This window comes from Metapseudomonas boanensis (assembly GCF_042232855.1).
Taxonomy (GTDB): Bacteria; Pseudomonadota; Gammaproteobacteria; order Pseudomonadales; family Pseudomonadaceae; genus Metapseudomonas; species Metapseudomonas boanensis.
Genome location: NZ_CP113889.1, coordinates 191,074 through 217,620 on the forward strand (window position 1 = coordinate 191,074; position 26,547 = coordinate 217,620).

23 protein-coding genes and 1 pseudogene are annotated in these 26,547 nt (G+C 62.0%); 8 read left to right on the forward strand and 16 right to left on the reverse strand.

The window, feature by feature from the left end:
- Nucleotides 1-78: 78 nt before the first annotated feature.
- Nucleotides 79-379, forward strand: a pseudogene (locus OXH74_RS00900) (transposase); the annotation flags it as partial.
- Between the two features lie 80 nt (nt 380-459).
- Here the strand turns inward: OXH74_RS00900 and OXH74_RS00905 are convergent.
- The 15 genes from OXH74_RS00905 to OXH74_RS00975 form a co-directional block, all read right to left on the reverse strand.
- Nucleotides 460-1,158 (reverse strand): potassium channel family protein, encoded by a 699-nt coding sequence (locus OXH74_RS00905; protein ID WP_375739690.1) that lies wholly within the window; start codon nt 1,156-1,158, stop codon nt 460-462.
- 308 nt (nt 1,159-1,466) lie between these two features.
- Entirely contained in the window at nt 1,467-2,930 is a 1,464-nt protein-coding gene (locus OXH74_RS00910; RefSeq protein ID WP_375739691.1) for a SulP family inorganic anion transporter, read from the reverse strand.
- Nucleotides 2,931-3,332: 402 nt separating this feature from the next.
- Nucleotides 3,333-3,680, reverse strand: coding sequence for a Rid family hydrolase (locus tag OXH74_RS00915; RefSeq protein WP_375739692.1), 348 nt, complete (start codon nt 3,678-3,680; stop codon nt 3,333-3,335).
- 128 nt (nt 3,681-3,808) lie between these two features.
- Nucleotides 3,809-5,224, reverse strand: coding sequence for an aldehyde dehydrogenase family protein (locus OXH74_RS00920; protein WP_375739693.1), 1,416 nt, complete (start codon nt 5,222-5,224; stop codon nt 3,809-3,811).
- Nucleotides 5,225-5,237: 13 nt separating this feature from the next.
- Nucleotides 5,238-6,281: a homoserine dehydrogenase gene (locus OXH74_RS00925; RefSeq protein ID WP_375739694.1), complete on the reverse strand. Its 1,044-nt coding sequence runs from the start codon at nt 6,279-6,281 to the stop codon at nt 5,238-5,240.
- 481 nt (nt 6,282-6,762) lie between these two features.
- Complete coding sequence (locus OXH74_RS00930) at nt 6,763-7,200, reverse strand: Lrp/AsnC family transcriptional regulator (protein WP_375739695.1); 438 nt, start codon at nt 7,198-7,200, stop codon at nt 6,763-6,765.
- Nucleotides 7,201-7,216: 16 nt separating this feature from the next.
- Nucleotides 7,217-8,590 carry a threonine synthase gene (gene thrC / locus OXH74_RS00935; RefSeq protein WP_375739696.1) on the reverse strand — a complete coding sequence of 458 codons (1,374 nt, stop codon included), beginning with the start codon at nt 8,588-8,590 and terminating at the stop codon, nt 7,217-7,219.
- Between the two features lie 16 nt (nt 8,591-8,606).
- Nucleotides 8,607-9,497 carry a LysR substrate-binding domain-containing protein gene (locus OXH74_RS00940; protein WP_375739697.1) on the reverse strand — a complete coding sequence of 297 codons (891 nt, stop codon included), beginning with the start codon at nt 9,495-9,497 and terminating at the stop codon, nt 8,607-8,609.
- A 66-nt stretch (nt 9,498-9,563) separates the two neighbouring features.
- On the reverse strand, nt 9,564-11,003 hold the full coding sequence (locus OXH74_RS00945) for an amino acid permease (protein WP_375739698.1): 1,440 nt from the start codon (nt 11,001-11,003) through the stop codon (nt 9,564-9,566).
- Between the two features lie 148 nt (nt 11,004-11,151).
- The gene (locus OXH74_RS00950) at nt 11,152-12,429 is read right to left on the reverse strand and encodes a cystathionine gamma-synthase family protein (RefSeq protein ID WP_375739699.1); all 1,278 of its coding nucleotides are present in this window, start codon (nt 12,427-12,429) and stop codon (nt 11,152-11,154) included.
- A gap of 268 nt (nt 12,430-12,697) precedes the next feature.
- A complete protein-coding gene (locus tag OXH74_RS00955) occupies nt 12,698-14,011 on the reverse strand; it encodes an OprO/OprP family phosphate-selective porin (RefSeq protein ID WP_375739700.1) in 1,314 nt (437 codons plus the stop codon).
- A gap of 380 nt (nt 14,012-14,391) precedes the next feature.
- A complete protein-coding gene (locus OXH74_RS00960) occupies nt 14,392-14,625 on the reverse strand; it encodes an anti-sigma factor family protein (RefSeq protein ID WP_375739701.1) in 234 nt (77 codons plus the stop codon).
- Nucleotides 14,619-15,230: an RNA polymerase sigma factor gene (locus OXH74_RS00965; RefSeq protein WP_215381306.1), complete on the reverse strand. Its 612-nt coding sequence runs from the start codon at nt 15,228-15,230 to the stop codon at nt 14,619-14,621. The genes OXH74_RS00960 and OXH74_RS00965 overlap by 7 nt, the downstream gene beginning before the upstream one ends.
- Nucleotides 15,230-16,351 (reverse strand): beta-ketoacyl-ACP synthase III, encoded by a 1,122-nt coding sequence (locus OXH74_RS00970; RefSeq protein WP_375739702.1) that lies wholly within the window; start codon nt 16,349-16,351, stop codon nt 15,230-15,232. The genes OXH74_RS00965 and OXH74_RS00970 overlap by 1 nt, the downstream gene beginning before the upstream one ends.
- Nucleotides 16,352-16,744: 393 nt before the next feature.
- The gene (locus OXH74_RS00975; protein ID WP_375739703.1) at nt 16,745-17,431 is read right to left on the reverse strand and encodes an endonuclease; all 687 of its coding nucleotides are present in this window, start codon (nt 17,429-17,431) and stop codon (nt 16,745-16,747) included.
- Between the two features lie 291 nt (nt 17,432-17,722).
- Here OXH74_RS00975 and OXH74_RS00980 point away from each other — a divergent pair, with 291 nt between their 5' ends.
- Nucleotides 17,723-18,031 carry a transcriptional regulator gene (locus OXH74_RS00980; RefSeq protein WP_215381311.1) on the forward strand — a complete coding sequence of 103 codons (309 nt, stop codon included), beginning with the start codon at nt 17,723-17,725 and terminating at the stop codon, nt 18,029-18,031.
- Between the two features lies 1 nt (nt 18,032).
- Here the strand turns inward: OXH74_RS00980 and OXH74_RS00985 are convergent, their stop codons facing one another.
- Nucleotides 18,033-18,914 (reverse strand): DMT family transporter, encoded by an 882-nt coding sequence (locus OXH74_RS00985; RefSeq protein WP_375739704.1) that lies wholly within the window; start codon nt 18,912-18,914, stop codon nt 18,033-18,035.
- A gap of 468 nt (nt 18,915-19,382) precedes the next feature.
- Between OXH74_RS00985 and OXH74_RS00990 the strand changes: the two genes are divergently transcribed.
- The 6 genes from OXH74_RS00990 to OXH74_RS01015 all read left to right on the forward strand — a co-directional run bounded on the left by OXH74_RS00990 (nt 19,383) and on the right by OXH74_RS01015 (nt 26,490).
- Nucleotides 19,383-20,516 carry a PAS domain S-box protein gene (locus OXH74_RS00990; protein WP_375739705.1) on the forward strand — a complete coding sequence of 378 codons (1,134 nt, stop codon included), beginning with the start codon at nt 19,383-19,385 and terminating at the stop codon, nt 20,514-20,516.
- Nucleotides 20,513-21,964 carry a sigma-54 interaction domain-containing protein gene (locus tag OXH74_RS00995; protein ID WP_375739706.1) on the forward strand — a complete coding sequence of 484 codons (1,452 nt, stop codon included), beginning with the start codon at nt 20,513-20,515 and terminating at the stop codon, nt 21,962-21,964. Before OXH74_RS00990 ends, OXH74_RS00995 begins: the two co-directional genes overlap by 4 nt.
- Before the next feature lie 249 nt (nt 21,965-22,213).
- Nucleotides 22,214-22,816: a dimethylamine monooxygenase subunit DmmA family protein gene (locus OXH74_RS01000; protein ID WP_375739707.1), complete on the forward strand. Its 603-nt coding sequence runs from the start codon at nt 22,214-22,216 to the stop codon at nt 22,814-22,816.
- A complete protein-coding gene (locus tag OXH74_RS01005) occupies nt 22,813-23,781 on the forward strand; it encodes a PDR/VanB family oxidoreductase (RefSeq protein WP_375739708.1) in 969 nt (322 codons plus the stop codon). The genes OXH74_RS01000 and OXH74_RS01005 overlap by 4 nt, the downstream gene beginning before the upstream one ends.
- Before the next feature lie 17 nt (nt 23,782-23,798).
- Nucleotides 23,799-24,842: a DUF3445 domain-containing protein gene (locus OXH74_RS01010; RefSeq protein ID WP_375739709.1), complete on the forward strand. Its 1,044-nt coding sequence runs from the start codon at nt 23,799-23,801 to the stop codon at nt 24,840-24,842.
- A gap of 121 nt (nt 24,843-24,963) precedes the next feature.
- Nucleotides 24,964-26,490: an APC family permease gene (locus OXH74_RS01015; RefSeq protein WP_375739710.1), complete on the forward strand. Its 1,527-nt coding sequence runs from the start codon at nt 24,964-24,966 to the stop codon at nt 26,488-26,490.
- Nucleotides 26,491-26,547 lie beyond the last annotated feature (57 nt).

Here is a 26,547-nt window from a genome sequence, read left to right on the forward strand (position 1 = left end):
CCGATTCTGTTGAAAAAGTAGCTGCCACCCGAAGCCACCGGCAGAATCACGCGCTCAGCGAGCATGGGTGCAGGCAGCATGATGGGGCGGATACCGGGGGGACAAGCAGCGCCTGTTCTACTCGTTCAATCTGGACGAGCACATCCCGCCGCAACACCTCCTGCGCAGCATCGACCAGTGCCTGGACCTCAGTGATCTGCGCGCCCACTTGGCCGACTTCTATAGCCCCATCAGGCGCCCGTCGATTGATCCGAAGTTGATGGTGCGCATGCGGGTCGTCGGTTACTGCTATGGCATTCGTTCTGAGCGACGGCTATGCGAAGAGGTGCATCTGAATCTGGCCTACCACTGGTTCTGCCGGCCGGGTCTGGAAGACGAATAAATCTATCCCCTTTTCGCGAGTCGTCGGCGACGACAGCATCATGACCGCCAATCAAAAATCCTCAGGCAGATCGAGAGTCACCTCGTCTGATTCGACGGATAAAGACCGGCAAGCCGCGCTATCAGAACACCAACATAAAAGACGCCTGAGAACTCTTCGACCATGACAAGTGAGCGGGCGTGGTTGGTCAATGGGAGAACATCACCGTAACCGGTGGTCGTGAGCGTCGTGAAGCTAAAATAGATCAGCTCGAAGAACGTGCCAGGCTGTGTGAAATCGAGGCGGCCGGGGCCAAATGAGCCCGCACTGGATATCTCGACCAGGCCGTAGATGAAGGACCAAACGAGGGCCAGCATGATGTAACCCGCAAGCGCGCCATGCAGTTTGTCGGCAGTAATTGGCCCGCGCCTGAAAATATAGCGAAGCACTCCGCCAAACGAGACGGCAAGAGACGCCGCAAAAGTTATCCCGGCCAGGACAAGAATCGCGATACTTTCAGCCCACAACGCCGTCCATTGAAGGCCAACTCCAACCAGCGCCATCCCTAGTTTGAGGATGAACCCCCACCGAGTCTGCCTGGTGGCGAGGGCGCCCACGAGTAGCACGATCGAAAACAGAATGCCGAGCAACGTGCGAGCGAATATGCCTTCCTCAAGAAAGGGAAACAGGAGGATCAATCCTAATAAGAGCAGCAATAGATAGGTGCAGGGCCCTAGGCCAATTACCATCTGAGCTAAATCCTCGTCGGATTCGGCATTCTCTTTCGGATTTGTCATACCAGATTCCTGGAGACCTAACTAAGGCTCGTGACTTGACATTGCAAGATTGAGATCTGACCTGGTTTTAGAAGAGTCGGCGTTGGAAATTCTAGTCGCCAAACTCAGAAATATGGATTGCCCGACGCGACGAGCCGAGCCGAGCTTGAAGCAGCCGCCAGGTGGCAAGCGCCAAGGTACAGCCAGGTATTCGACATCCCAAGTGATGGATAGAGGTATCCCACTCCCGGGCCCCTTCCCGCGCCAGTCGCCCCTGGAAAGGAAAGGGATGACTCGCCCGGATGGATCGAATCAGACCGGCAGCCGGTTCACTGTCCTGCGCTGACCTCGACATGCTGGATTCCGGCACGTCGGAGCAGGTGCTTGCAGCGCTCGGAAAGGTGCACGACGCGAAGATGTTTTCCGGCTTTGGCATAGCGCTCGCGCAGAGTCTTCAGCGCGGCGATGGCCGAGTAGTCGACGAAGCTCAAGTGACGGCAGTCGAGGGTCACTTGCGGCGGATCGTTGGCCGGGTCGAACAGATTGAGAAAAGGCGTGGTGGAAGCGAAGAACAGCGTACCGTGCAAAAGATAGAGCTTGCTGCCATCGGCCTCCACATGAGTGTCGGCGTACAGTTCGCGGGCATGTTGCCAGGCGAAGTTGAGCGCGGCGATGACGATTCCGCACAGCACAGCCGTGGCCAGGTCGGTGAACACCGTGATGACGGTCACCGCGAGGATCACCAGCACGTCGTGAAACGGCACCCTGTTGAGCACACGCAGTGAGGCCCAGGCGAAAGTCTGCTGTGCTACCACGAACATCACCCCGACCAGGGCAGCCAGCGGGATGCGCTCGATCAGCGGCGAAAGAAACAGTACGAACAGCAGGATCATCACCCCGGCGACCACGCCGGAGAGGCGACCGCGGCCGCCGGAGCTGAGATTGATCATGGTCTGTCCGATCATCGCGCAGCCGCCCATGCCACCAAACAGACCAGACACCATGTTGGCTGCGCCCAGGGTCACGCACTCGCGGTCCGGGTAGCCCCGACTTTCGCTGATCTCATCGGTGAGGTTCAGCGTCAGCAGGGTTTCCAGCAGGCCGACCAGGGCCATCAGCACGGCGTAGGGAGCAATGATGCGCAGGGTTTCCAGGGTCCAGGGCACCACCGGCAGAGCCGCGCCGGGCAGACCGCCGGCGATATGCGCCATGTCGCCGAGGGTGCGGGTCGGCAGGTCGAGCAGATAGACCAGCACGCCGACGCCGAGGATCGCCACCAGCGCCGGCGGCACGGCGCGGGTCAGACGCGGCAACAGGTAGACGATGGCCATGGTCAGCGCCACCAGCCCCAGCATCAGGTAAAGCGACGTGCCGCTCAGCCAGGCTTCACCAGCTTTGAAGTGCTCCAGCTGGGCCAGGGCGATGACGATTGCCAGGCCGTTGACGAAGCCGAGCATCACCGGATACGGCACCATCCGCACCAGCTTGCCCAGGCGCAGCAGACCGAAGGCGATCATCACCAGCCCGCCCAGCAACACGGTGGCGAGCAGGTACTGCACGCCATGCTGTACCACCAGGGCGACGATCACCACGGCCATCGATCCGGCAGCGCCGGACACCATGCCGGGGCGGCCGCCGAACAGGGCAGTCAGGGTGCAGATGATGAAGGCGCCGTACAGTCCAACCAGCGGATTTAGATGAGCGACCAGGGCGAAGGCGATGCACTCGGGCGCCAGGGCGAATGAAGTAGTGAGTCCGGCCAGGACATCGGCGCGCAAGCGGGCTGGCTTCATGGCTTTCCTGAGAAGTGGGAGGGGATTACGGAAGGCGGCGGATGTTACGGAATCGAAAGCGGTCCGGCCAGCCATTCTCCGGGCGACAGCCGTCGGATATGCGGGGGGAAAGGTCTGCCCTGCCAACTCCCCGGGGGCAGCTGCGCCGCCCTTGGCGAATGAATTGGCTTTGTCTGCGTTAGCTGTTGCCAGGAATCAACGGCCGGGCAGAGAACCTTGCAGCAGCAGGGAGACGCCGAACTCTTGCTCGCGGACCGGACCTTTTCGCGAGCAAGCTCGCTCCTACAGGAGAGGCATCACGTTGCATCACTCGACAGGGACAGATCCTATTCATTCGCCCCAACAAGGAAACGCGTCGCCTCAAGGGATACGGGTGACTCCGCGCGGTTGGTTGCTCCGCGGTCATGCGGCTACGAGGTAGCCGAAGACCTGGATCTCGATCAGGCACCCGCCCAGCCGGCTTTCGACACAGGCGCGCACGGGCTTGCGGTGGCCCTCCAACCAGTGGTCGTACACCTCATTGACCAGGTCGAAGTGCGCATAGTCGGCAATCCAGATCTGCACACGAGTCAGGTCGTCCTTGGTCACTCCGGCCCGCGCCATGAGTGTGTCGATGGCCGCCAGAGCCTGCCGCGCTTGCTGCTGGACGCCCAAAGTGAGGTCTTCGGCCACCACACCTGCGGTTTCGAAATGGTGGCCGTACCTGACCGCCATGGACATCCTGTTGCCTTCGTCGAATCGTTCGATCATGTCGTGTCTGCCTTGCAGTCCATATTGTGGCCCAAGCCGGCCAGCGTAAAAAAACGCACCGGGCAGCGCTGCGAGCGAACCTGCCCGATGCAAAGGACGACCGTAACCGGACGTCACCCGACGGTTCTTTACAGCTGGTTGATGCACACCACCTTTGGCTGGGTCATTTCCTCGTAGGCGAAGCGCACGCCTTCGCGTCCCAGGCTGCCGTACTTGAAGCCGCCGAAAGGCATGGCATCGAAGCGGTAATCGGAGGAGTCGTTGATCATCACCCCGCCCGCTTCGATGCGCCGCGCAGCCCCCAAGGCCTGCTGCAGGTCGTTGGTGAAGATGCCGGCATGCAGGCTGTATTCGGGCTCGTTGGCCAGCGCGATGGCGTCCTCAAGGGTGTCGAAGGGTTCGAGCACCACTACCGGGGCGAAGACTTCGTTGCGCCACAGGCGACTGCCGTGGTCGACCTTTTCCAGCACGGTGGCGGCATAGCAGGCGCCCTTGCGCTGGTGGCCACAGAGCAGGCGTGCACCCTCCCCCAGGGCTTCGGCAACGACCCGCTCGGTGTTCTGTGCAGCTTGCTCGGTGATCATCGGGCCGATATCGGTGTCCGGGCTGGCCGGGTTGCCGACGACCAGGCTCCCGGCCAGGGCGACGAAGCGGTCGCGGAACGCTTCATAGATCGAAGCCTGGATCAGCAGTCGTTGCGTGCCGATACAGTTCTGCCCTGCGGCCCAGAAGGCGCCCGAGGCGCAGGACTCGACGGCGGCCTCGAGGTTGCAATCCGCCATCACGATGACCGGTGCATTGCCACCCAGGTCCATGGCCAGCTTTTTCAGGCCGGCGGTACGGGCAATATTTTCTCCAGTAACGAATCCGCCGGTGAAGGAAATCATCCGCACCTCGCGAGCGGCGACCAGGGCCTTCCCCAAGTCCGCGCCGCCGGTGGCCAGGGTGACCACGAACTCCGGCAGCCCCGCTTCCACCAGGCAGCCGACCAGTTTGATTGCAGACAGCGGCGCCAGCTCCGACGGCTTGAGGATGACCGCATTGCCGCCCGCAATGGCCGGGCCGAGCTTGTGTGCCACCAGGTTCAGTGGATCGTTGTAGGGCGTGATCGCCACGATCAGGCCCAGCGGATCACGCGTGAACCAACCCTGGCGGGACTCGGAGCCCTCGTAGGCATCGAAAGGCACCACCTCGCCGGCATTGCGTCGGGCCTCCTCCGCCGAAAGCTTCAGCGTATTGACGCAGCGTTTGACCTCCTTCTGCGCCTGTCGAATGGTCTTGCCGGCCTCCTGGACGATGAGCCGAGCGAAGGCTTGCGCGTCCCGTTCGACCAGCTGCGCTGCCTGTTCGAGAATCCGTGCCCGCTGATGACGCGCCAGCGCGGCGCAGGCGCGAGTGCCACGGCGCGCCTGCTCCAGCAGGCCGGGAACATCCGTCACACCCAGGCATGGCACGGAGCCGATAAGGCTGCCATCGAATGGATTGAGTACATCGATCTGATCTTGTGCCACGGCCATCGCTACGGCGAGACGGGATACGTTCACGAGTCTTCTCCCCTTATTTGTTCGATACGGACTTGTGGATGGCGACGATGTCCGACAACAGCGCAAACGCGGTTTCGATCCGTCCGGCACCCGGGCCGGAGACGGTCACCGCACCCAGCAACTCAGTGTTGAAGGACACGGCGTTGGTCGCGCCGGAGATGCCTGCCAGCGGGTGGCTGTTGTCCAGCAGTCTGGCCTCGACGCTGGCGCTGACTGCGCCAGCAGCATTGCGGGTGGCGGAACCAATCAGCTTCCAACGTTCGCCGCTCTGATGCGCACGCTCGATATCGGCGGGGCTCAGCGAGGTGATGCCGCTGCAGTTCACATCGTTGACGGTCAGCTTGGCGTCGAGCAGTTCGTTGGCCAGGATGACCACCTTCAGGCGCACGTCATGTCCCTCTACATCCGCCGTCGGATCGGCCTCTGCATAGCCGAGTTCCTGGGCCTTGCGCACGGCATCGGCAAAGCTCAGCCCCTCCTCCATGCGGGTCAGCACGTAGTTCGAGGTGCCATTGAGGATGCCTTCGAAGCCGCTGATCACGGCTCCGGGCAAGGTTTCCCGGGCCATGCGGATGACCGGGGTGCCGCTCATCACCGAACCCTCGTACTCGAAGCACACGCCGTTGCGCTTGGCCAGCGCCTTGAGCTCATCGGCATGCAAGGCGATTGGCCCCTTGTTGGTGGTGACTACGTGCTTGCCGCCTTCCAGGGCCCAGCGGCAGAAGGTGGTAGCGGGCTCGCCATCCACCGGATTGGTGAAGGTGGCCTCGGCAATGATGTCGGCACCGGCCTGCTTGATGATGGTTTCATTGAAAGCCTCGGCAGAACCACCCGGCATCTGCGCGAAGGCGCCCCTGGCGCTTGGCAGCTTGACCAGCTCGGCAGCATCCAGGCCGTCACGGGCCATGATCGAGCCGAGGAACAGGTCGGTCACGCCGACGATCTTCAGGCTCAAGCCCAGCTCTTTCTGCCAGGCCTGGTTACGCTCGGCGATCAGTTGCGCCAGACCCCGGTTAACACCCCCGAACCCCACCAGTGCGATCTTGTATTCAGTCATCAGGTTGCCTCCCAATCAGGCAGTTGCTCGATGGGCACCAGACTAAGAGGGAGGGACTGTCAGTTGAATATGGCTATCTGCTGTATTTATTGGTCGTTTTGACCATTGATGAAAACTTTCCACATGCTTGAAAGTTGTGCAGCCGAAAGTCCCAGGCTTGCTGGAAAGTTGAACGGTCTTTACTGGCTGAAATGGGTAATAGCGCCGGAACAGGGAGCGGCCGCGGTATGGCGCCAAGTTAGATACTGCGGGGCTGCACGGGAGGGTCGATTAAACCAGGCGAGGACTTCTATTCATGTTGGCCACATCTGCGCGATCAAGCCCTGGAAGTTGGCCAATCGACGAAGGCGGTAGCCAAGTAGGTTGGCGTCGGGACTGCAAAAGTCGACATCTGGCAAGACGAGGCACGTGTCTTGACCAAGGCAGGTTGGGTTTCGCTCGACTCAGCGCCAACCCACGCGCTATGACTTTCACGTCAAACTCAAATGACGGACGAGAGCACGAAAGAGGTGACGGTATTCTCGACTCCGGGCATGGCGGATATTTCCTTCCATACATTGTGGACACGCTCGGGGCTCGAGGCGCCGACGCGGACCATGAGGTCGAACTCTCCACTCATCACTTCGCATTGGACGATTTCCGGGATGGCGCCCAGGGCTCGCAAAACTTCGTCCCCGCGCATGCGGTCGTAGCGGTAGACGAAGATCACGGCGCTGATCTGGGACGATTGCCTGCGTCCGTCGCCCTCGATAATCGTGTAGCCCTGGATGGCTCCGTCACGCTCCAGCCGCTCGATCCGCTGACGCACGGCATTGCGCGACAGATTCACCTTGGCAGCCAGCTCGGCGTGGGCGATCCGCGCATTAACGGTGAGTTCCGCCAGGAGGCGCTCATCGAGTGGATCCAGTATTCGCTTCATCGCGCGCCCACCTGCATCACAGCTCAGCCAACGCCCTGGCAATGGTATCCAGATCGCCCACCCGAATTGACTGCGGGTGGCCAGCGCGCCGCCCCGGGGCCGAGACAGGCGCGGCCATGACACCCAACCCGGCGAGCAGTGCCGCCGACTTGACCGGTGAAAACTCGCCCAGGGTCACCATGGGCGTCACCATGCTGCGCCGATAGAGACGCGCCGCGAGGACTCCCGTGGCCGTGTGCGGGTCGATGACATAGCCGGTATCGCGGAACAGCGCGGTGATCTCATCGATGGTCTGCTCATCGGTGACGGCATAGGAGTCGATGAGCATGCGCGCCTGCAGCCAGTGTTTGTTGGCGATGCTCAGCTCACCGGTAGTTTCAAAAGAGTCCATGAGTGCCCTGACGGCCTGGTCATCATGGCCGTAGAGCTCCCAGACAAAGCGCTCCAGGTTGGAAAAGATGGAAAAGTCCATCGCCGGAGAGACGGTCCTGTTCGCTTGCCGTTTCGAGTACTGGTTCTTGTGGACGAACTGGTGCAGGGCATCGTTGCGGTTGGTGGAGATGATGATCTGGTTGATCGGCAGGCCCATCTTCTGGGCTATGTACCCGGCATACACCTCAGCGAAGCTGGCGGCCGGAATGCTGAAGCCGATGGGCCGCACGCCCCCACCCAACTGCAGCGCGGCATGGAAGTAGAGGACAATCTGGGCCATCACACCGACCCAGTTGGTGGAGTTGAAGCCGATGGCCCGAACATTGGCCAAGGGCCATTGGCGGAACAGCTGAGCAACCATGGCCTGGCAATCGTCGAAGCTGCCATCTACGGCAAAGGCCAGTACCCTGGCCGGGTCGGCGTCCTGCAACTCGTCAAGACGATCCTCCGGCACGCCGTTGCGCGGATACAGCACCATGACCCGGCTCTGCTCGCAGCTTCCGAACGCTTCGATCGCGGCAAGCCCGGTATCGCCGTTGGTGGCACCCACCACGACCGCCTGTTGCTGGCGCCGATCGAGGAAGTAGCTCACCAGGCGAGCGTGCAATTGGGCGGCGAAGTCCTTGGAGGCCCGGGTTGGGCCATGGAACAGTTCCAGCACCCATTCGTTCCGATCCACCTGGTGCAGCGGCGCAATGGAGCGATGGCCGAAGGCGCGATAGGTGTCCTTGAGCAGGCCTTTGAGATCGTCCTCCGGAATCGCCTGGCCAACGAAGGGGCTCATGACGCGCCAGGCCAGCTCATCGAAAGGCAACCACGACCAGTAGGTGACCTCCTGGGCGCTGAACACCGGCAGGCTCGCCGGGACGTACAACCCACCGTCTTCGGCAAGCCCGGACAGGACCACGGTCTCGAAGTCCGCACGCACGGCAGCGCTTCGTGTACTCACATAGTGCATGTTTAACTCCGATCACTCATTTGTATCGATGGGTCTGCGCCACCAGCCAGGTCGAGAACGTCATCGCATCAGGATGCAGTTCCGCCCCGGAACTGCGCACCAGGTAAAAGGACTCACTGGCCTCGATCCTCTGGGTGAAGGGCTCCACGAGGCGCCCCTCCCTGAGCAACTCCTCCACCATTGACGACCGAGCCAGTGCGATACCCTGCCCCAGTTCGGCCATGCGCAAGGTGGAAATGAGGGTGTCGAACTGCATACCGGTGGAATAGTCGACATCGTTCGCGCCGACCCTCTTCAGCCAGTAGCCCCAGCCCTCCTCGTAGCCCAATACGTGCAGCAGCAGGTGGTTGGCAACGTCCGCGGGCTCGCGGAGCGGCGACTGCGCCATCAACTGCGGGGAGCAGACCGGGAACAGCGTGTCCCAGGTCAGGCGCTGGGAGACCAGCCCCGACCACTGGCCGTGGCCCCAGCGGATTTCCATGTCGTCCTCGCCGTCCAGTTCCTTGACCCACAGGTTGCTGATGTAGCGAATGTCCACGTTCGGGTGCGCCTGGCGAAACTCGGCAAGCTTGGGTGCCAGCCAGTGGACGAGGAACGCCAGGCTGCCGCGAATCTTGATCGGCCGCCGCTTGTGCTGGCCGAAGATCTCGTTGGTGCCGACCGCCAGCCGGGTGATTGCGTCCTGTACCACCGGCAGGTACGACTGCCCCTCTTCCGTGAGACTCAAGCCCCGTGGCAGGCGCTTGAACAGCGCCACGCCCAGATGACTCTCCAGCTGGCGAATCTGTTGGCTCACGGCGCCCTGGGTCAGGTGAAGCTCCTCGGCCGCATGGGTGAAGTTCAAACTCCGCGCGGACACTTCGAACGCACGTAGCCAGTTCAGTGGAGGCAAGGCCTTCTGATTCATGCTCGGCACCCCATTGGCATTACCCCTCACTGAAAAGACTGGACGCGCAGGCTAACTCAACGTCGCTCAGGCCGCCTCTACCGCGCTGGCCGGCGCGGTGCCCGATGACAACCGCCGCTCACGGCTCTTGCGGGTGATGTAGAAGACGAAATAGCACCAGGCAATGAACGGCAGGCCGAAGTAGAGCGCAACCCGCTGTGCCGGATCGAAAGCGATGCCCACGCAGGCCAACGTGCAGCAGAGCAAGGCGCCCAGCGGGACCCAGGGGTAGCCACGGACACGAAAACTGAGGTCCTTGATGTCTCCACCGTTGGCGACGAACTGGCGACGGAACGCCATCTGGCTCGCGGCGATGCTCATCCAGACCACGACCACCGCAAGGCCCGAGATGGAAACCAGGGCAAGGTAGATGGTGTCCGGTGCGAACACACTGCTCAGCAGCGAAGCCCCTGCGCCGGCCATGCTCACGACAATCGCGGTGAAAGGCGTGCCCTGGCGGGTCAGCGCGCCGAAGCGTCGGGGCATGTGCCCTTGGTCACTCAAGGTCCAGAGCATGCGCGAGGCCGCATAGAGCCCGGAGTTGGCTGCCGAGAGCAGCGCGGTGATGATCACGAAGTTCATGATGTCGGCGGAGTACGGGATGCCGATGAACTCGAATACCGTCACGAATGGACTTTCCACCAGACCCGCCTGCTCTCGCGGCAGGAGGGTCGACAGGACGAAGATGGTGCCGACGAAGAAGATCGCCAGGCGCACCACGGTCGTGCGGATAGCCTTGGGCACATTGCGTTGCGGGTCCTTCGTTTCGCCCGCGGCGATGCCGATCAACTCGGTCCCGGAAAACGCGAAGGAAACTGCCAGCAAGGTCATGGCGATAGACATGAAGCCCGTCGGGAACAGTCCCTCGCGGGTGAAGTTGCCAAGGCCGATACTGTGCGCCTGCTCCACTTCGAACAGGCCAACGATCGCCCCGGTACCCACCACCAGGAAGGCGATTACGGTCAGTACCTTGATCAGCGACAGCCAGAACTCCGTCTCGGCGAACAGCTTGACCGAAACGACGTTGGTAAGGAACACCACTGCGGCGAACATCGCGCTCCACACCCAGACCGGCGTGTCAGGGAACCAGCGCACCATCAGGATACCGGCGGCGGTGAACTCCGACCCGATCGCCACCGTCCAGGTCAGCCAATAGAGCCAGGCAACCGTATAGCCAGTGCCAGCCCCCAGATACCGGGTGGCGTAAGTGCTGAACGAGCCGGTTTCCGGCATCTGCACAGCCAGCTCGCCCAGGCACATCATCACCATGTAGACCATGACTGCGCCGATGATGTAGGCGATCACGGCTCCCAGCGGCCCTGCCTGATTGACGGTATAACCCGAAGTCAGGAACAGCCCGGTCCCAATGACACCGCCCAGCGCCAACATCACGATATGGCGCGTCTGCATTTCCTGCTTGAATCCCGGACCCGGTGCACTTTTATCCGTTGTTATAGGTGTGGACATAATGAATTCTCATGAAAGTTTTAAGGGCAAGGTAAGTTTCTGCATTGAACTTGATGGCAGAACAAAACTGATTGCCGCCGGGTATTGTTATTATTCCTTTTCATGAATTCCCACTGGCCTTCCCGCCAGGGGCCTCAAGCGTCGAACGTCAGATCTCCACCTCAGTGCGACGTTCGGTCTGGGTATTTTTCGAGTTGGATTGACTGTCGTTACGAAGTTGCGCTCTTGTAAAATCAAAAGCCTGTTTGAGATCTGCCAGAAGGTCTTCCGTTTCTTCGATTCCCACCGAGACTCTCACCAGGCCTTCGGATATACCCAGCGCCAGGCGTTCTTCCAGGGTGTTCTCCACATGGCTGGTGGTCCGCGCCGGACCGTAGATGGTTTCGACGGCGCCCAGGTTGCCGGCGCAATGGGCGTACTGCAGGCGCGGCAGCAGAACCTTCACCGTCTCCATCCCACCGACCACCACGAAGCTGACGATGGCACCGAAACCCTGCATCTGCGCACAGGCCACCGCGTGCCCCGGATGACTGGGCAGGCCCGGATAATTCACTGACTCCACCAGCGGCTCCGTGCACAGGTATTCCGCCAGGGCACGAGCGCTCTGCTGTTGCTGACGCAGACGCAGCGCGAGAGTCTTCATACCGCGAATGATGAGGTAGGCGGAGAAAGGATCGAGGGATGCCCCGTTGATCTCCCGGTAGTGACGCACCTTTTCCATCTGCGTCTCGGCGCCGCAGACCAGCCCGCCGAGCACATCGCCGTGGCCGCTGAGGAACTTCGTCGCGCTGTGCACCACCACATCCACGCCCAGGGCGAGCGGGTTCTGGTTCAGCGGCGTGGCGAAGGTATTGTCCGCCACCACCAGGGCTCCGGCACGCTTGGCGGCCGCCACCAGACGCTTGATGTCGAGGACTTTCAGGGTCGGGTTGGTCGGCGTTTCCAGATAGAGGACATCACAGCCGCGTGCGATCTCCCGCTCGATGGCCTCGTGGTCGAGGGTGTCACAGAGAGTGACCTGCACGCCCATGCGCGGCAGGAACTCCTCGAAAATCTTGTTGGTGCCGCCGTAGCTGTCGCGGGTGGACACCACCCGCCCCCCGCTGGCCAGGAAGGTATGCAATACACCACTGATCGCCGCCATGCCACTGCTGAAAGCAACTGCGGACTCTGCATTTTCCAGCTCGCAGATCTTGGCTTCGAGTGTTGCGACCGTCGGATTGCTCATCCGGCTATAAATAAAACCGGGAGACTTGCCCAGTGCAACGTCATACCACACATCAATATCGTCATAGCCATAGGCGGCACTGACTACGATTGGAGTTTGAGTAGCATTGTAGGGGTGCGTGATCTGCTCACCGCCCCAAACTGCTTTAGTGCCCTTGCCCGCACCGCCAATTTCAGAAACTTCAGTCTTGTTCTTCATTGATGTTTCCCACAATCGATAATGACAAGCTCATAAGTTCAAGAGTTGTCCTGGCGCCAATATAGGTAAACGCCAGCGATCTGAGAAACGATGTTATCGGGGCCAAAGGGTCGCTTTTTTTAATGGCTGCGATGGATTGTTGAAGGTCGCACTCGGGCATTTCCATGAGCAGCGCACCCGGCGATGCAAAGCTACCCAGGCGCTCCTGCAAACGAAAAAAGCCCCGCCGAAGCGGGGCTGAATAAAGGAGCAGGAAGCTGCGTCTGGCTTAGAAGACGTACTGGGCGCGGACTACGAAGCCATCGCCGTCGTCGTCGCCATTGGCGTTGGTGGCGTTGTCGACCTTGGTCATGACGTAGTAGCCGCCGATCTTCACCGCTTCGTTGGCGTACCAGTTCACCCCCAGGTTGTGCACCTTGGCTTCGACGTCATCGATGTTGGCGAAGGCGCCGTTGTCGTCTTCCGCGCTGATGTTGTCGTAGCGGTAGAACACTTCCCAGGCGCCCATCTGCTTGTTGGCAGGCTTGATCTTGTCGAACTTGCCCAGCTTGTAGTCACGGGCTTCGCCGGTAAGGGTGTAGGCGAGCTGGACGTAGTAGCCATCGGCGTCGATGTCTTCGCGGTTGGCCGCGTCGGCTTCCACCTCACGGGTGATGTACTCACCCTGGATGGAGAACGGACCGGTGGCGAAGGCGCCCTCCAGACCCAGGGCGCTGTCGGTGTCATAGGCGCCGGACGGGGTGTTGTTCGCACCAGCCAGGACCAGGCGGTTGCCGTTGGTGCCGGCATCCTGGCCACCGTCGGTGCTCACGCCACGCATGCCCAGGCGGCTGCGGATACGGCCATCGTAAGAGGTTTCGGACAGATCGCGCTGGGCGTAGTTGACGCCGAGGTGCAGCACGTTGCCAGCTTCATGCATCGGGGCAAAGACACCACGCAGGTTGAATTGCTTGACGCTGTCACCGTCGTCAGCCGCGTTGTTCGGATCCTTCGCGGTGACGCCGGCCGAACCGTACAGGGATGCGCCGTAGGTGCCGGCAACCTGGATGCCCATGCCGCCGTCGTGGGCGTTGGCCCAGTCGACCAGGTCATAGGCCGCGTTACGCTCCTGGGCAGTGACCCACTTGGAGCTGGTGGCTTTTTCCAGGCCGAAGTCGGGGTCGAAGCGGCCCATCTTGATCACAACCGGGTTGAAACCGGTGTAGGCGATGGAAGCTTCGTCGAAATAACCGTCTTCTTTACGGTTGTCACCGCCGGCGTTATGCGAGAAGTCGTAGTTGATCTGGTAAGCCCAGTCGGTGAAAGCGACACCGCCCAGTTCCAGGAAGGCTCGACGGAAATAGCCGGCATCGGCGGTGTCGCCGTTCACGGTGTAGAAGCCATCGAAGCGGCTGTAGTCAGCCTGCAGACGACCGCCCAGCTTGAAGCTGAAAGCCTTGTCGGTAGTGCCAACTTCAAGGCCGCCTTTGGTCTTGACGACGATGTCGGCACCGTCAGTGGTAACGGTACCGGCGAAAGCCTGGGCGGAAATGGCCAGGGCCATGGCGCTGGCGGCAAAACCGGCGAAGTGCTTACGGATCATCGAAGAATTCCCCTATTGGTCTTTAGCATTAGAAAACACACGAGCGCTGGGCTCATCGGTGCTGGTGGGGAATCTTGGCGGCGCCTTATTTCAGAGCGGTTGCTCTAATATAAATATTTTGTGACATCGGAACTTTTTTACTCCGAATTCATATAAGCCTCGAACCGCTCTGCCACAGGCATTTGCGCTGCTTTCAGGGTTCAGGCGGGCAGATCGGAAGGGAAACAGGCAGGTTGCGATATCCGCAAATCGCGACTACCAGGCGGGGGCGCGCCTGGGCACCCTGGATGGGTCAAGCGGCGCTCCGCTGAACTTGCAATACCCATCACCCATCTCATCCGCCATCGATGGGAGTCACTGCACTCAGGGGCCGTATCGCCTCAGGAGGAACGTCGGCGCTGCTCGGCCAACTTGGCAGCGAGCGTGTCCAACTCGGCGTCTTCAACTTCCGGGAGGTGACGCAACACGCCCTGGGTCAGCCTCATCTGTTTGATGAAGCGCCGGCAATTGCGGCAGAGCATGAGATGGCGGCGCACGGCCATGCGCTCGCGAAAGCTCAATTGTCCATCGAGGAGATCGCTGGACTGGGCAACCAGTTCCTTGCAGCTCAGCATTGGCCTGTTTCCTCGAAATGCTCCAGCGTGGCGAATACCTTCAAGCGCCCACGATGCAGAAGGACCCGGACATTGGAGAGCGATATCTCCAATAAATTACAGATCTCCTCCAACTCCAGGCCTTGTCGCTCGCGCAGCAACAGCACGCTTCGCTGCATCTCGGAAAGGCTGAGCAGGGTCTTTTCCAGGCACTCACGCAACTCCTCCTTCGTCAGCAGGGCTTCGGGCGAATCCTCGTGCCAGGCAAACGGAGCGGTGAGCCAGTGGCCATCCTCTGCGAAGCGTGAATCACCCACGCTGCCGTGAGGGGCTGGCAGGTCGTCGAGGAGCACTTCGCGGCGGTTTTGCTTGAGGCGGCTGCGCGCAGTGTTGGCGACGATGGTCAGCAGCCAGGTCTTGAGGCTGGAGCGCTGCTGAAACCCTTCCAGGTTGCGCACCACCGCCAACCAGGCGTCCTGCACCACCTCTTCGGTGTGGCGCTGGCCCACGATGGCATAGGCGACGGCGCGCATAGCGCCTTGATAGCGGCCGATCAGCTCACGATAGGCCTGCTGCTCCCCGGCCAGGAGCCGGGGCAGCAGGTCGGTGTCGGCCGGGCCTTCCATCAGCGCTTGCGCAGGATCACGCTGCCGATGGAGTAACCGGCGCCAAACGAGCTGAGCACGCCAAGGGCGCCGCTGGGCAGGTCATCCTGGTGTTTGTGGAAGGCGATAACCGAGCCGGCGGAGCTGGTATTGGCGTAGGTGTCGAGGATCACCGGCGCCTCCTCGGGCTCGGCATCGCGACCGAGCAGCTTGCGGGCGATCAGCAGGTTCATGTTGAGGTTAGCCTGGTGAAGCCAGAAACGCTTCACATCACCAACGTTCAGCTGGTTCTCCCCCAGATGCGCGGCGATCAGCTCGGCGACCATCGGGCACACGTCCTTGAACACCTTGCGGCCTTCCTGCACGAACAGCTTGTCGCGGGCGCCGATGCCCTCCTCCGCCGCACGGTTGAGGAAGCCGAAGTTGTTGCGAATGTTGTTGGAGAACTGCGTCAGCAGCTTGGTGCCGACCACGTCGAACTGGTGTTTGGAGGTGGCCAGGTCGGCACGCTCGATGACCACCGCGGTAGCCGCATCACCAAAGATGAAGTGGCTGTCGCGGTCGCGGAAATTCAGGTGGCCGGTGCAGATTTCCGGGTTGACCATCAGGATGGCGCGAGCCTGGCCGGTCTTCACCGCATTGGTGGCGGCCTGGATACCGAAGGTCGCCGAGGAACAGGCCACATTCATGTCATAACCGAAACCCTGGATGCCAAGGGCAGCCTGGACTTCGATGGCCACCGCCGGATAGGCGCGCTGCAAGTTGGAGCAGGCGACGATCACCCCGTCGATATCGGTCGGCGACTTCCCAGCGCGCTGCAGGGCCTCCTTGGCAGCCACAACGGACATTTCGCAGAGAATGCCCCACTCGTCGTTGGAGCGCTCAGGAATGCGCGGCACCATGCGCGTGGGATCCAGGATGCCTTCCTTGTCGACCACGAAACGACTCTTGATGCCGGACGCCTTTTCGATGAAGCCAACACTGGACTCTGCCAGCGCTTCGATTTCGCCACGTTCGATGGCCGCCGCGTTCTCGGCGTTGAAGGCCTGCACATAGGCATTGAACGAGGCCACCAGTTCTTCGTTGGAGATGCTGTTGGGCGGGGTATACAGGCCAGTGCCACTGATCACGACGTTGTGCACGGTCGATCCTCTCGATACAGGGCCACTTCTTCGAGCAGCCGGATTAGGCAATCAATTGCGGGCCGAAGCATTCGACCCGCAACAGCAAACGGTCAGCCCGCACTGCGGGATGAAAAGCGACGAATGTCGTGGCCACAGCGCTTCGCTATGCCGCGCAAAGGGCAAGGATAAACACGCGGAGCGTCCACTCCTGGATGCGAAGGGTAACTCCAGAAACGGCACATGGCGACGGGGACTTTCGCCAGAATTGCGCCTAAATGGACTGGATAAACGGTCGAAGTTCGACTAGTGGTCCACATTTGATTCGCCAAATCCCACGCTGGGCGACATACAGCCCGGATGTCAGTCCAGGCAACATCTCGGCCGCAGGGCTATCTGTGCACAAGGCCAGAATCAGCGGCAACGTTTCAGATCGACGTCGCCTACGAACGGATTGCCATGGCCCATGACGCAGGCCACCCGCTGATTGCGGTTGCGCTCCCAGGCCTCCACCGGGTACTGACGGTTCCAGGCGTTGTAGAGCTTTCGATCCTGACTGGATAGGCGCAGGCCGTAACGGTCGCTCATATAGAAGTACGTGCGCGCGATCATCCCGCGGATCTGCTGGCGAGGCATCGCCCTGCGCGCCTTGAAGTCCACCACCATGGGGCAGGCGCCGTATTGGCTGGGCTTCTGCGGCAGCCAGGCGAAGCGGTAGTTGCTGCGGTCACCATTCACCTCACCGATGCTCGGCACCAGGTTGTGCAGGTCCGCTTCGGCGCGTTGGTAGGTCGCGTCGTTCTCGGCGCAATGCTTGCGCCCTCCCTGCTGCCAGCACTGGCGCTGGTGGCCGATCACCCAGGCCGGGACGATGTGCTCCCACTCGATCCGCTTGGCCCGCTCAGGTGCCTTTCTCGGCACATAGCCGCAGCTCTTGAGGTCAACGCGGTTGCCCTTGTAGCGACAGCCGCAATAGAACTCGACCGGATGCGGCGCATAGAGCTTCCAGGCGACTTTCTTCGCTTCCTTGAACGTGCGTGGGGCGGAGGCTTCGGATACTGAGGAAAACAGCAGGCAAAACAACAAGATAATTCGAATCATCAGGCGCGGACTTCCCGGTACAGCGTCAGAGGGGAAAAGACTGACAACAGATTTTTCCTTTGGTTTGGTTGCCATCAGACCGCGGCAACTGTTATCTGTATAAATATACAGTAATTCAGGAAAAGTCCTATGCCTGTATCAGCCCCAATCCGATTGCCAATACCGGAGCAACCCGTGCCCTCGTCGTTCCCCGTGCCCTACCAACTGCCGCTTCCTTTCCCGCCGCGTGGCCAGGTCCAGCCGCTGCTGGCCAGCCGGCACCTGCACTGACCGCCTCCAAGGACTACACCAATGCTGGACATACGCCAGTTGAAATACACCGTGAGCCGCATGGCACCGGAAGACATCCGTGAAGCAGTGGAAGAACTGCGCCTCGAGGGCCTGGTGACCGATGGCAAGACGCCCTTCGGTCGGCTGCATTTCAACACCTGCCTCGCCGAGATCGAGGCGCTGTTCCAGCGCGCCGGCTACCACCGACAACTGGACGTGGTGGGTTATCAGGGACAGGTCTATGCCCTGTTCGATCCGGCCCGCTGGGAGCCTGTGCAGGTGTTGAGATGGCTGAAGGAGTACGTTGACTCGCGCCAGGCGCTGGCCTGAATCAGCGGCGCTGGGCGTATGCCATGAACAAGCCGCTGCCGACGATGATGGCAATGCCCAGCAGGCCCACCTGGTCCGGCGCGTGGTTGAACATGAACAGCCCGAGCAGCCCGGCAAATACGATCTGCCCATAGCCGAACGGCGCCAACAGCGGCGGCGACGCGTGGCGGAACGCCTGGGTCAGCAGCATGTGCCCACCCATGCCGCAGATACCCAGCGCCAGCATCAGCAAGCTGTGTTCGAGGGTGTCCGGCAGATGCCAGAAGAACGGCACCAGAGCGCTCATGATCAGCGTATTGGTCAGGCCGGTGATGAAGTTGCTGGTTGCAGCGCTATCACTGCGGCTGAGAATGCGTGTGGCCAATTGATAGAATGCGAAGCACACCGCCGCCGCCAACGGCAGCAGGATGGCCGGAGTGAACAACGCTCCGCCCGGTCGCACGATCAACAGCACCCCACCAAACCCCACCAGTACCGCCGCCCACTGCCCGCGCGACACCCGTTCACGCAACAAGGGCACCGACAGCGCCGTGACCAGCAGGGGCGCCAGGAAGATCACCGATGTCGCCTCGGCCAGCGGGATGTAGCGCAGCCCAGTGGTGAACAACAGGCTCACACCGATCAGGCACAGCGCCCGCACCACCTGCAACAACGGTCGTTTGGTGCGCAACACCCGTCCGCCTTCGCGTGGCAGCAGGAACCCTGCCATCAACAACGTATGCACCAGATAGCGCACCCACACCACCATGACGATGGGATAGAAGGCAGACAGGTACTTGGAAATAGCGTCGTGACTGGAGAACAGGAAGGTCGCCAGGCAGACCAGCACGATGCCTTTCAGAGGCTGATCGATGCGCTGCGGCAAGGGGCTCGGGGAACTCATGGGGGGGTCCGAAAGGTCTGCCAGGAAGGGCTTGGTAGCAGACTAATGATTAGGCGACTCAAGATATCGGCTTAGCTGGCGTTGCTCAAGGGGAAGCCTGGATGGCTTGTTCTCATACACCACAGTTGCCCTCTCCCCCCTTCCCCACACCGGTCGCCCTTGAAGCAGAGAGGGGTGAGTCACGCCTGAAGCTTTTTGTTTACCGGTCAGCCCGGAGTTGATCTGGGCATGTAAACAATCTCGGCACGGATGAACTCTCCCCTCCCTCGGGGGGCTACGGGGAGAGGGCAACATCCAGAGCACTTCGTCACCCGACCAAAGGGCGCTGCGAAAATGCCAATTCCGCTGTAACAATGCATCACTCGCACCCGTGGCCGGTGCTGCAGGCCTCATGCCTGCTGTCACCGCTGGCTGGCATGCATTGTGCGGGTCGAAGTCCGAATCCCGCACAATCTCTCTGGATGCATCATGGACTCTTTACAACTTCTGGCCGACAAGGGCCTGCTCCTCTCCGACACCATCACCGCGAGCGGCCATTTCCTCCACGTCTCGCCCAGCCAGAGCGACCAGCTCGGCTATGCCCCTGACGAACTGCAGGGCCAGAGCATCGAGCAGATCTACACGGCCGAGTCCGTGCACGCCTTGCATCAGCTCTTTGCCAACCCGCCGGCTGACGAGCGTGTCCAGGATCTGGAGCTGACGCTGATCCGCCACAGCGGCGGCCTGCTGCCGGTCCTGGCCAGCGGCATCCTTGAATGGCGCGCCGTGCATGCGCCCCGCCTGCACCTGATAAAGATGCCGCTGGGCTCGCTGAGCCGCCGCATGAGCGAGCTGCAGAATGCCAACGAGGTCATGAGCCAGATGCTCTATAGCGCCAAGGTGGCCTATTGGTGCATCGAATTCGCCGAGTCGGTGGACATCAACCAGACACCCGATGAAATCGTCCGCCAGGTATTCGAGAACCGCTCCTACTGGCGCATGTGCAACCGCGCTATGGCCGATGTCTACGAGATGCCCGCAGACGTCGACTTCAACCAGCAGCCCGTGCGCCTCTACTGGCCACGCAGCCCCGCGAACGAAGAGTTCGTGCGACGCTTGATCGAAACCGATTTCTGCGTCGACGGCGCACTGTCGGTCGACCGCCGTCACGATGGCTCACCGGCCTACGTGGAGAACGACGTACGCGCGGCGATCCACAACGGCCGCCTGCTGCGCATGTGGGGCAGCATCCGCGACGTCAGCCAGGAACTGCGCATGCAGCACGACGCCGAGCAGCGCATCGACGCCCTGCGCCGCGTGTTCGACGCAGTACCGGATGCGGTGCTGGTCATCGACGAAAACCTGCAGCCGCAGTGGCGCAACGCAGCCTTCGAATACACCTTCGGCATCACCCAGGGCGCCAGCATCGCCCATGCCCTGCTTGGCCACTCGCTGCCCGAGCGGACCTGGCACAATTTGAGCCTGCCTGATCTCAGCGGGCACTCACGACGGTTCAGCGTCCATTGCTCGCGCATCCTCATGCAGGAAGGCGTGGCCTGGAAGGTGGCGGTATTGCGGGCCACCGAGCGCGCCGCCCGGCACTCCGGCGAGTTGCATCCATGATCGACAAGAGCCTGCTGCCCCCCCTGAAAATGGGGATGCGTTCGTCGGTCAACGTCAGCAGCGAGGTCCTCTCCGGGCTGCTGGAAACACCGGCGCTGCATGCCCTACTGGATAGCTTCAGCGAAGCCATCATTCTGCTCGACGGTGAATCTCGCGTGCGCTTTCTCAACCTTGCCGCCGAACGGGTCAACCGCCTATCCCGGCAGGACGTTGTGGGCCTGCCGAATGCCGAGTTCTTCCAGCGTTCGGCACTGGGCTTCGAGGACTTCCAGCAAGCCGTCGGCCGCGGTGGCAACAGCGCGCTGACCCGCTCCCGCGACGGCCGCATGTTCCTCACCAGCACCCAGGCGGTGCCCACCGGCGCCTATGAGAAGCCCTACACCCTGCTGGTACAGCGCGACTTCGAAGGACGCGAAAGTCAGCGCCGCTCGCCCGCAGCGTTCGCACCGGTGGAGAACAGTGGCCTGGGCGATCCGCAGGACAATGCCCTGCACCTGTCGCCCCTGCTCTCCAGCATCGCTGATACCGGCGTGCGCGCCTTCCGCCGTCGCGCCCGCCTGCTCCTGCTGGGAGAACCTGGCGTGGGAAAGACTGCCATCGCCCGGCATATCCACCGGGCGGCCGGCTGGGGTGACCGGCCGTTCATCCACGTCAACTGCGGGAGCATCCCGGAGACCCTCTTCGAGTCGGAGATGTTCGGCTACGAGCGCGGCGCCTTCACCGGTGCCTTGCAGGGTGGCAAGCGCGGCTATATCGAAAGCGCCTCGGGCGGCACGCTGTTCCTCGATGAGATCGGTGAGATCCCGCTGCACGTGCAGGCCAAGCTGCTCAAGTTCCTCGAGGACGGCAGCATCCAGTCGGTCGGCTCGCCCCTGAGCAAGACCGTGCAGGTCCAGGTGATCGCCGCGACCAACAAGGACCTGCGCCGTCTGGTGGAAACCGGCGAGTTCCGCGCTGACCTCTATTACCGGCTGGCAGTCCTGCCAGTGGAGGTCCCCCCCCTGCGCCAGCACCTGGAAGACCTGCCGGTGCTGATGGATATCCTGCTGATGCGCATCAACCGCGACCGCCAGCCCACCCTGCGGATCTCCAATGGCTGCCGGCAGCGCCTGATGAACTATTCCTACCCCGGCAACATCCGCGAGTTGGTCAACATCTTCGAGCGCCTGGCCGTGCTGGCCGACGACGAAGCGCAGGAGCAGCACCTGCCCCCTGAACTGCTTGGCCTGGCAACGCCGCTGCATGCCGGCCCCAACATCGTCCGCCACGAACCGGAACCCGTGCCGGCGACCGACGACGATGGCGGCGGCAACCTCAAGGCCCAGGTCCAGCGTTACGAGCGCCAGATCATCCTGCAAGCCGTGCAGAACTGCGGCAGCAAGCGCAAGGCTGCCCAGCAACTGGGTATCGACATCGGCACCCTGATCCGCAAGCTGCAACGCGACTGACCAGTCGGCACATGGACGTGCCACCCGCCTCCCGTCTTACCGCCTCTCTCACCGCTGCAAGAATGCCTACAGCACTGGCTATTTCTGCCTACTGCAGTGCCTCAAAAAAAGATTAAATCCTTATATTTCAATATCTTGCAAAGTTGGCACGGCATATGCTCCAGACACTCCAGCCCATCCACCTGAATGGGGCTTCGCACAAATGCCGATTGCGTGAATCGCAGCGGCAGCTCTGGAGGAAAAACAACAATGCTAATCACAGGTATCAAGAGCCGGCCGGTCTATGACCAGCTGACCCCCCTCCCCGGTGGTACCCGGCACATCGTCGCCGGCCAGGGAAGCGGCGGTCGCGCCATGCTGCGCCTGCTGGGTGAAATGGCCGAACAAGGCCTGCATATCACCCTGCTCTACTCCCAGGAATCCTTCTCCGGCCAGGACTTCCTCGCCGAGCTGCAACAGCAGGACGTTGCCGAGCTTCGCGTCTATGCCAGCAACCACGCCCTGGTCGAAGCGCTTGACCAACTGCTGGGCGAAGCCCGCATGGGCACCCGCCTCTACCTCTCCGGCTCGGAAAGCTTCATCGGCACGGCCATGCAAGTCGCCACCGCCTACGACCTGAACCACGACGAAGTGCTACGCGAACACGCCGGAACCTTCGTGCGCCGCGTCTGGTGCGTGCATTGCGATACCTACACCGAGAACGTCACCAAGCGTGTTTACCAGTGCCCCGGCTGCCACCAGATGCTGGTGGTGCGGGACCACTACTCCCGCCGCCTCGCCGCCTTCCAGGCGGTCAAGGCTGATGCCGAAGTCCCCGGCGAGCTGCCGGAAGCAGAGGAGCTCGACACATGAGCCAGAACAGCGGAACCCTGAGTGTCCGGGTCGCACGCATCGACACCGTTACCCCGGAAATCAAGCGCTTCACCCTGGTCCCGAAGGACGGCGGCCATCTGCCAGCATTTTCCGGCGGCAGCCACGTGGTGGTGCTGATCCCCAACGGCCAGACCACCTACCGCAATGCTTACTCGCTGATGGGCTCGCCCTACGACTCCAGCGCCTACCAGATCGCAGTGCGCCGTGTCGAAGACGGCCGTGGCGGCTCCCGGCTGATGCATGACAAAGTGCAGGAAGGTGACCTGGTCGAGATCACCTCGCCAGCCAACCTCTTCCCACTGATCAAGCAGGCGCGGATGCACCTGTTCATCGCCGGTGGCGTGGGCATCACCCCGGTGATCTCGCAACTGGAGGAGCTGCGCCTGTCCAAGGTGCCATTCGAATTGCACTTCGCCGTGCGCGGTCCTGAGCACGCACAGTTGGGCGAAGAGTTGCAGCGCACCTACGGCGACCGCGTGCATCTGTACCGCAAGGGCATCGAGCAGCGCCTGAACATCGCCGCCGTGCTGGCCGACCGGCCGCTGGGCAGCCACGTCTATGTCTGCGGCCCTGACAGCATGATCGACGCCACCGTCGCCACCGCCCGCGAACTCGGCTGGACCGACAGCCACATCCACTTCGAGCGGTTCCTCGAACAAGGCAGCGCTGGCGAAGCTTTCAGCGTCACCCTCGCCCGCAGCGGCGCCACCGTCGAAGTCTCGCCGGACCAGAGCATGCTCGAAGCCGTGGAAGCCGCAGGGTTCGAAATGCCCTACCTGTGCCGTGGCGGCGCCTGCGGCCACTGCGAGACCCGCGTACTGGAGCTCGACGGCGAACTGATCCACAGCGACGACTGGCTCAGCGACGAAGAGAAGCAAGCCAACACCAAGATCATGCCCTGCGTATCCCGGGCCAAGTGCAGCCGCCTGGTCATTGACCTCTGAGCGCTGGAGAAAGAACCATGACGATCCACTTCAAGCAGCACGAAACCTTCCGCGACGACTACAGCTTCGCCAACAGCCCGGAATGCGTCGCGCGCCTGCCCTTCCCCTTCCCGGACGACGAGTACATGTACTCGATGAACCTGGAGCCCCATGTGCCGGTGGGCGACGGCGCTCTGCGCGCGGCGTTCGATATCGACGAACACTACATCACCGAGTGCCGCGACCGCGCCATCACCCTGGAAAGGGACCCGGGCATGCACTACGTGGCAGCCCCGCACATGATGGAAGCGCAGTGGGACCTGCTCGAACTGATCATGGAATCCTACGCTCGCGACTACCCGGAGCACTTCAGCCTGACCCGCGACGGCGCGCGCTGGCACTGGGTGAACCGCCTGCTGGGCATCGACGACACCTTCACCTTCGGCGATACCTCCACCCTGCCCTATGAGCCGATGGAGTACATCACCCGCCAGGCCCAGGGCGACTGGATCCTCCAGGAAGAACGCGACGCCATGCTCTACTGGGGCGCCGGCATCGCCACCCAGCGCGCCGACTACTCGCTGCGCTTCAACCTTGGCATGAGCTGGAACGAATTCCACGGTCCGGTGCCGCTGGTCAAGGAAATCGGCATGCTCGACCGCGCGCTGAAGTTCCTCCTGCGCCTGCGCGTCGGCCACCCGGTACGTCGCCTGAACTGGTCGCTGACCGTCAACCCGCGCCTGGAAGTCTCTGCGGAAAGCCTGCCGGAATGGGCGCCGGACCGCACCATCGTCACGCCGGAAAACGCCGGCCGCCTGGTCTACCTGCGCATCGAGCTGCAGCCCCTGCACCGCTTGCCGCGCAGCAACGCCATCGTGTTCCCGGTACGCACCTACCTCGTCAGCCTCGAGGAAATCGCCAACAACAACCCGGCCTGGGCCAAACGCATGCACCGCGTCCTCAAGACGCTCAAGCAGGACCTGGTCGACTACAAGGGCTTCACCCGTTACCGCGACGCAGCCGTGGCCTGGCTCTCGCAATTCGACGACGGCCGCGATGAGGAGGTGGCCAAGGCGGAATGACACCGCCGACCAGCCAGTGTGAAAACGTTCCAGCCATAACAACAAAGGCCCCATGAGGGGCACCGGCAGGCCCGCCTGCCGGCAGTGCAATCGACTGCCATTCAAACGAGGAAAAAACAATATGAGTGGGTCATCTGCAGCGCGTGCAACCGCTACGCTCGATCATGATGCCGAGCAGCTGAAGGCGCTTGGCTACAGCTCCAACTTCGAACGCAGCATGAGCCTGTGGGAAAACTTCTCCCTCGGTTTCACCTACCTGTCGCCCGTGGTTGGCGTCTATACCCTGTTCGGCCTCTGCCTGGCAGCAGGCGGCCCGCCGATGTTCTGGTCCTACCTGCTGATCGGCCTCGGCCAATTACTGGTATGCCTGATCTTCGGTGAAGTGGTTTCGCAGTTCCCCATTTCCGGTGGCGTCTACCCCTGGGCTCGTCGCCTGGTCGGCAAACGCTGGGCGTGGATGGTGGGCTGGGTCTATGCCTGGGCGCTATGCGCGACCATCGCCGGCGTTGCCGTCGGTGCCGGCCCTTACCTCGCGGCCATGCTCGGCTTCGAGTCCAACTCCAACGCCAACATCTACATCGCCCTGGGACTGATCCTGCTCTCCACCGCGCTGAACCTGGTGGGCACCAAATTGCTGGCGCGGGTGGCCATGTTCGGCTTCCTCTGCGAGCTGGTCGGCGCCATCCTGGTCGGCGGTTACCTGCTGATCTTCGAGCGTCACCAGCCATTCAGCGTGCTGTTCGACACCTTCGACCTGAACGTCAACGGTTCCTACCTGCCAGCCTTCCTCGCCGCCTCCCTGGCTGGTCTGTTCCAGTACTACGGCTTCGAGGCTTGCGGTGACGTAGCCGAAGAAACGCCGAATCCGGGCAAGCGCATCCCCAAGGCCATGCGCATGACCATCTACATCGGTGGCGCTGCTGCCATGTTCGCCTGCCTGGCGCTGATCCTCGCGGTACCGGACATGCAGAAGGTCCTAGCCGGTGAAGACACCGACCCGGTTGCCACCATCCTCTCCAACGCTTTCGGCCCGCTGGGGTCGAAACTGGTGATGGGCGTGGTGATGGTCTCCTTCATCTCCTGCGTTCTCAGCCTGCAAGCCGCTGCCAGTCGTCTGCTGTTCGCCTACGCCCGTGACGAGATGATCGTCGGCAGCGCCATCCTCAAGCGTCTCTCGGCCAACCACGTGCCGTCCGCAGCCCTGGTGGTGAGTGGTGTCGTTCCGGCCGCCATCGTCTGCCTCGGCCTGTTCATGGCCGATGCCGTGGCCACCATCGTCGGCTTCGCCGCCATTGGCATCTACGTCGCCTTCCAGCTCATCGTCATCGCGGCGCTCATCGCCCGTGCCAAGGGCTGGCGTCCGAGCGGACAGTTCAGCCTCGGTGGCTGGGGCCCGCTGGTGAACATCGCTGCATTGGTCTACGGCGTGGGTGCCATCGTCAACATGGTCTGGCCCCGCAGTCCGGACGCTGCCTGGTACATCAACTACTCGATGATCCTGACCACAGTCGTCGTAATGGGTGCCGGCTTCATCTACATGCTGCTGGCCAAACCGTACGACAAGGGCACCGCTCCAGCGGGTGACGCCTGGAAGTTTTCCAAGCCGACTGCCGAGGCCACTGCTGTAGCAGGCGTGCCTGCACAGTAAGCCCCTCCCCCTCTCTCCCTTGCTCTTCTCCCCTCTCCCTCCAGGAGAGGGGCCGGG

Bases quoted from the DNA above. Each gene is read 5' to 3' on its own strand.
- OXH74_RS00955 (WP_375739700.1), bottom strand. From the start codon at position 14,011: ATGATCCGTAAGCACTTCGCCGGTTTTGCCGCCAGCGCCATGGCCCTG.
- OXH74_RS00980 (WP_215381311.1), top strand. From the start codon at position 17,723: ATGCTGGACATACGCCAGTTGAAATACACCGTGAGCCGCATGGCACCG.
- OXH74_RS00995 (WP_375739706.1), top strand. From the start codon at position 20,513: ATGATCGACAAGAGCCTGCTGCCCCCCCTGAAAATGGGGATGCGTTCG.
- OXH74_RS01015 (WP_375739710.1), top strand. From the start codon at position 24,964: ATGAGTGGGTCATCTGCAGCGCGTGCAACCGCTACGCTCGATCATGAT.
- OXH74_RS00990 (WP_375739705.1), top strand. From the start codon at position 19,383: ATGGACTCTTTACAACTTCTGGCCGACAAGGGCCTGCTCCTCTCCGAC.
- thrC (WP_375739696.1), bottom strand. From the start codon at position 8,590: ATGCACTATGTGAGTACACGAAGCGCTGCCGTGCGTGCGGACTTCGAG.
- OXH74_RS01000 (WP_375739707.1), top strand. From the start codon at position 22,214: ATGCTAATCACAGGTATCAAGAGCCGGCCGGTCTATGACCAGCTGACC.
- OXH74_RS00950 (WP_375739699.1), bottom strand. From the start codon at position 12,429: ATGAAGAACAAGACTGAAGTTTCTGAAATTGGCGGTGCGGGCAAGGGC.
- OXH74_RS00915 (WP_375739692.1), bottom strand. From the start codon at position 3,680: ATGATCGAACGATTCGACGAAGGCAACAGGATGTCCATGGCGGTCAGG.
- OXH74_RS00975 (WP_375739703.1), bottom strand. From the start codon at position 17,431: ATGATTCGAATTATCTTGTTGTTTTGCCTGCTGTTTTCCTCAGTATCC.
- OXH74_RS00960 (WP_375739701.1), bottom strand. From the start codon at position 14,625: ATGCTGAGCTGCAAGGAACTGGTTGCCCAGTCCAGCGATCTCCTCGAT.
- OXH74_RS01010 (WP_375739709.1), top strand. From the start codon at position 23,799: ATGACGATCCACTTCAAGCAGCACGAAACCTTCCGCGACGACTACAGC.
- OXH74_RS00925 (WP_375739694.1), bottom strand. From the start codon at position 6,281: ATGACTGAATACAAGATCGCACTGGTGGGGTTCGGGGGTGTTAACCGG.
- OXH74_RS00945 (WP_375739698.1), bottom strand. From the start codon at position 11,003: ATGTCCACACCTATAACAACGGATAAAAGTGCACCGGGTCCGGGATTC.
- OXH74_RS00985 (WP_375739704.1), bottom strand. From the start codon at position 18,914: ATGAGTTCCCCGAGCCCCTTGCCGCAGCGCATCGATCAGCCTCTGAAA.
- OXH74_RS01005 (WP_375739708.1), top strand. From the start codon at position 22,813: ATGAGCCAGAACAGCGGAACCCTGAGTGTCCGGGTCGCACGCATCGAC.
- OXH74_RS00940 (WP_375739697.1), bottom strand. From the start codon at position 9,497: ATGAATCAGAAGGCCTTGCCTCCACTGAACTGGCTACGTGCGTTCGAA.
- OXH74_RS00930 (WP_375739695.1), bottom strand. From the start codon at position 7,200: ATGAAGCGAATACTGGATCCACTCGATGAGCGCCTCCTGGCGGAACTC.
- OXH74_RS00965 (WP_215381306.1), bottom strand. From the start codon at position 15,230: ATGGAAGGCCCGGCCGACACCGACCTGCTGCCCCGGCTCCTGGCCGGG.
- OXH74_RS00910 (WP_375739691.1), bottom strand. From the start codon at position 2,930: ATGAAGCCAGCCCGCTTGCGCGCCGATGTCCTGGCCGGACTCACTACT.
- OXH74_RS00905 (WP_375739690.1), bottom strand. From the start codon at position 1,158: ATGACAAATCCGAAAGAGAATGCCGAATCCGACGAGGATTTAGCTCAG.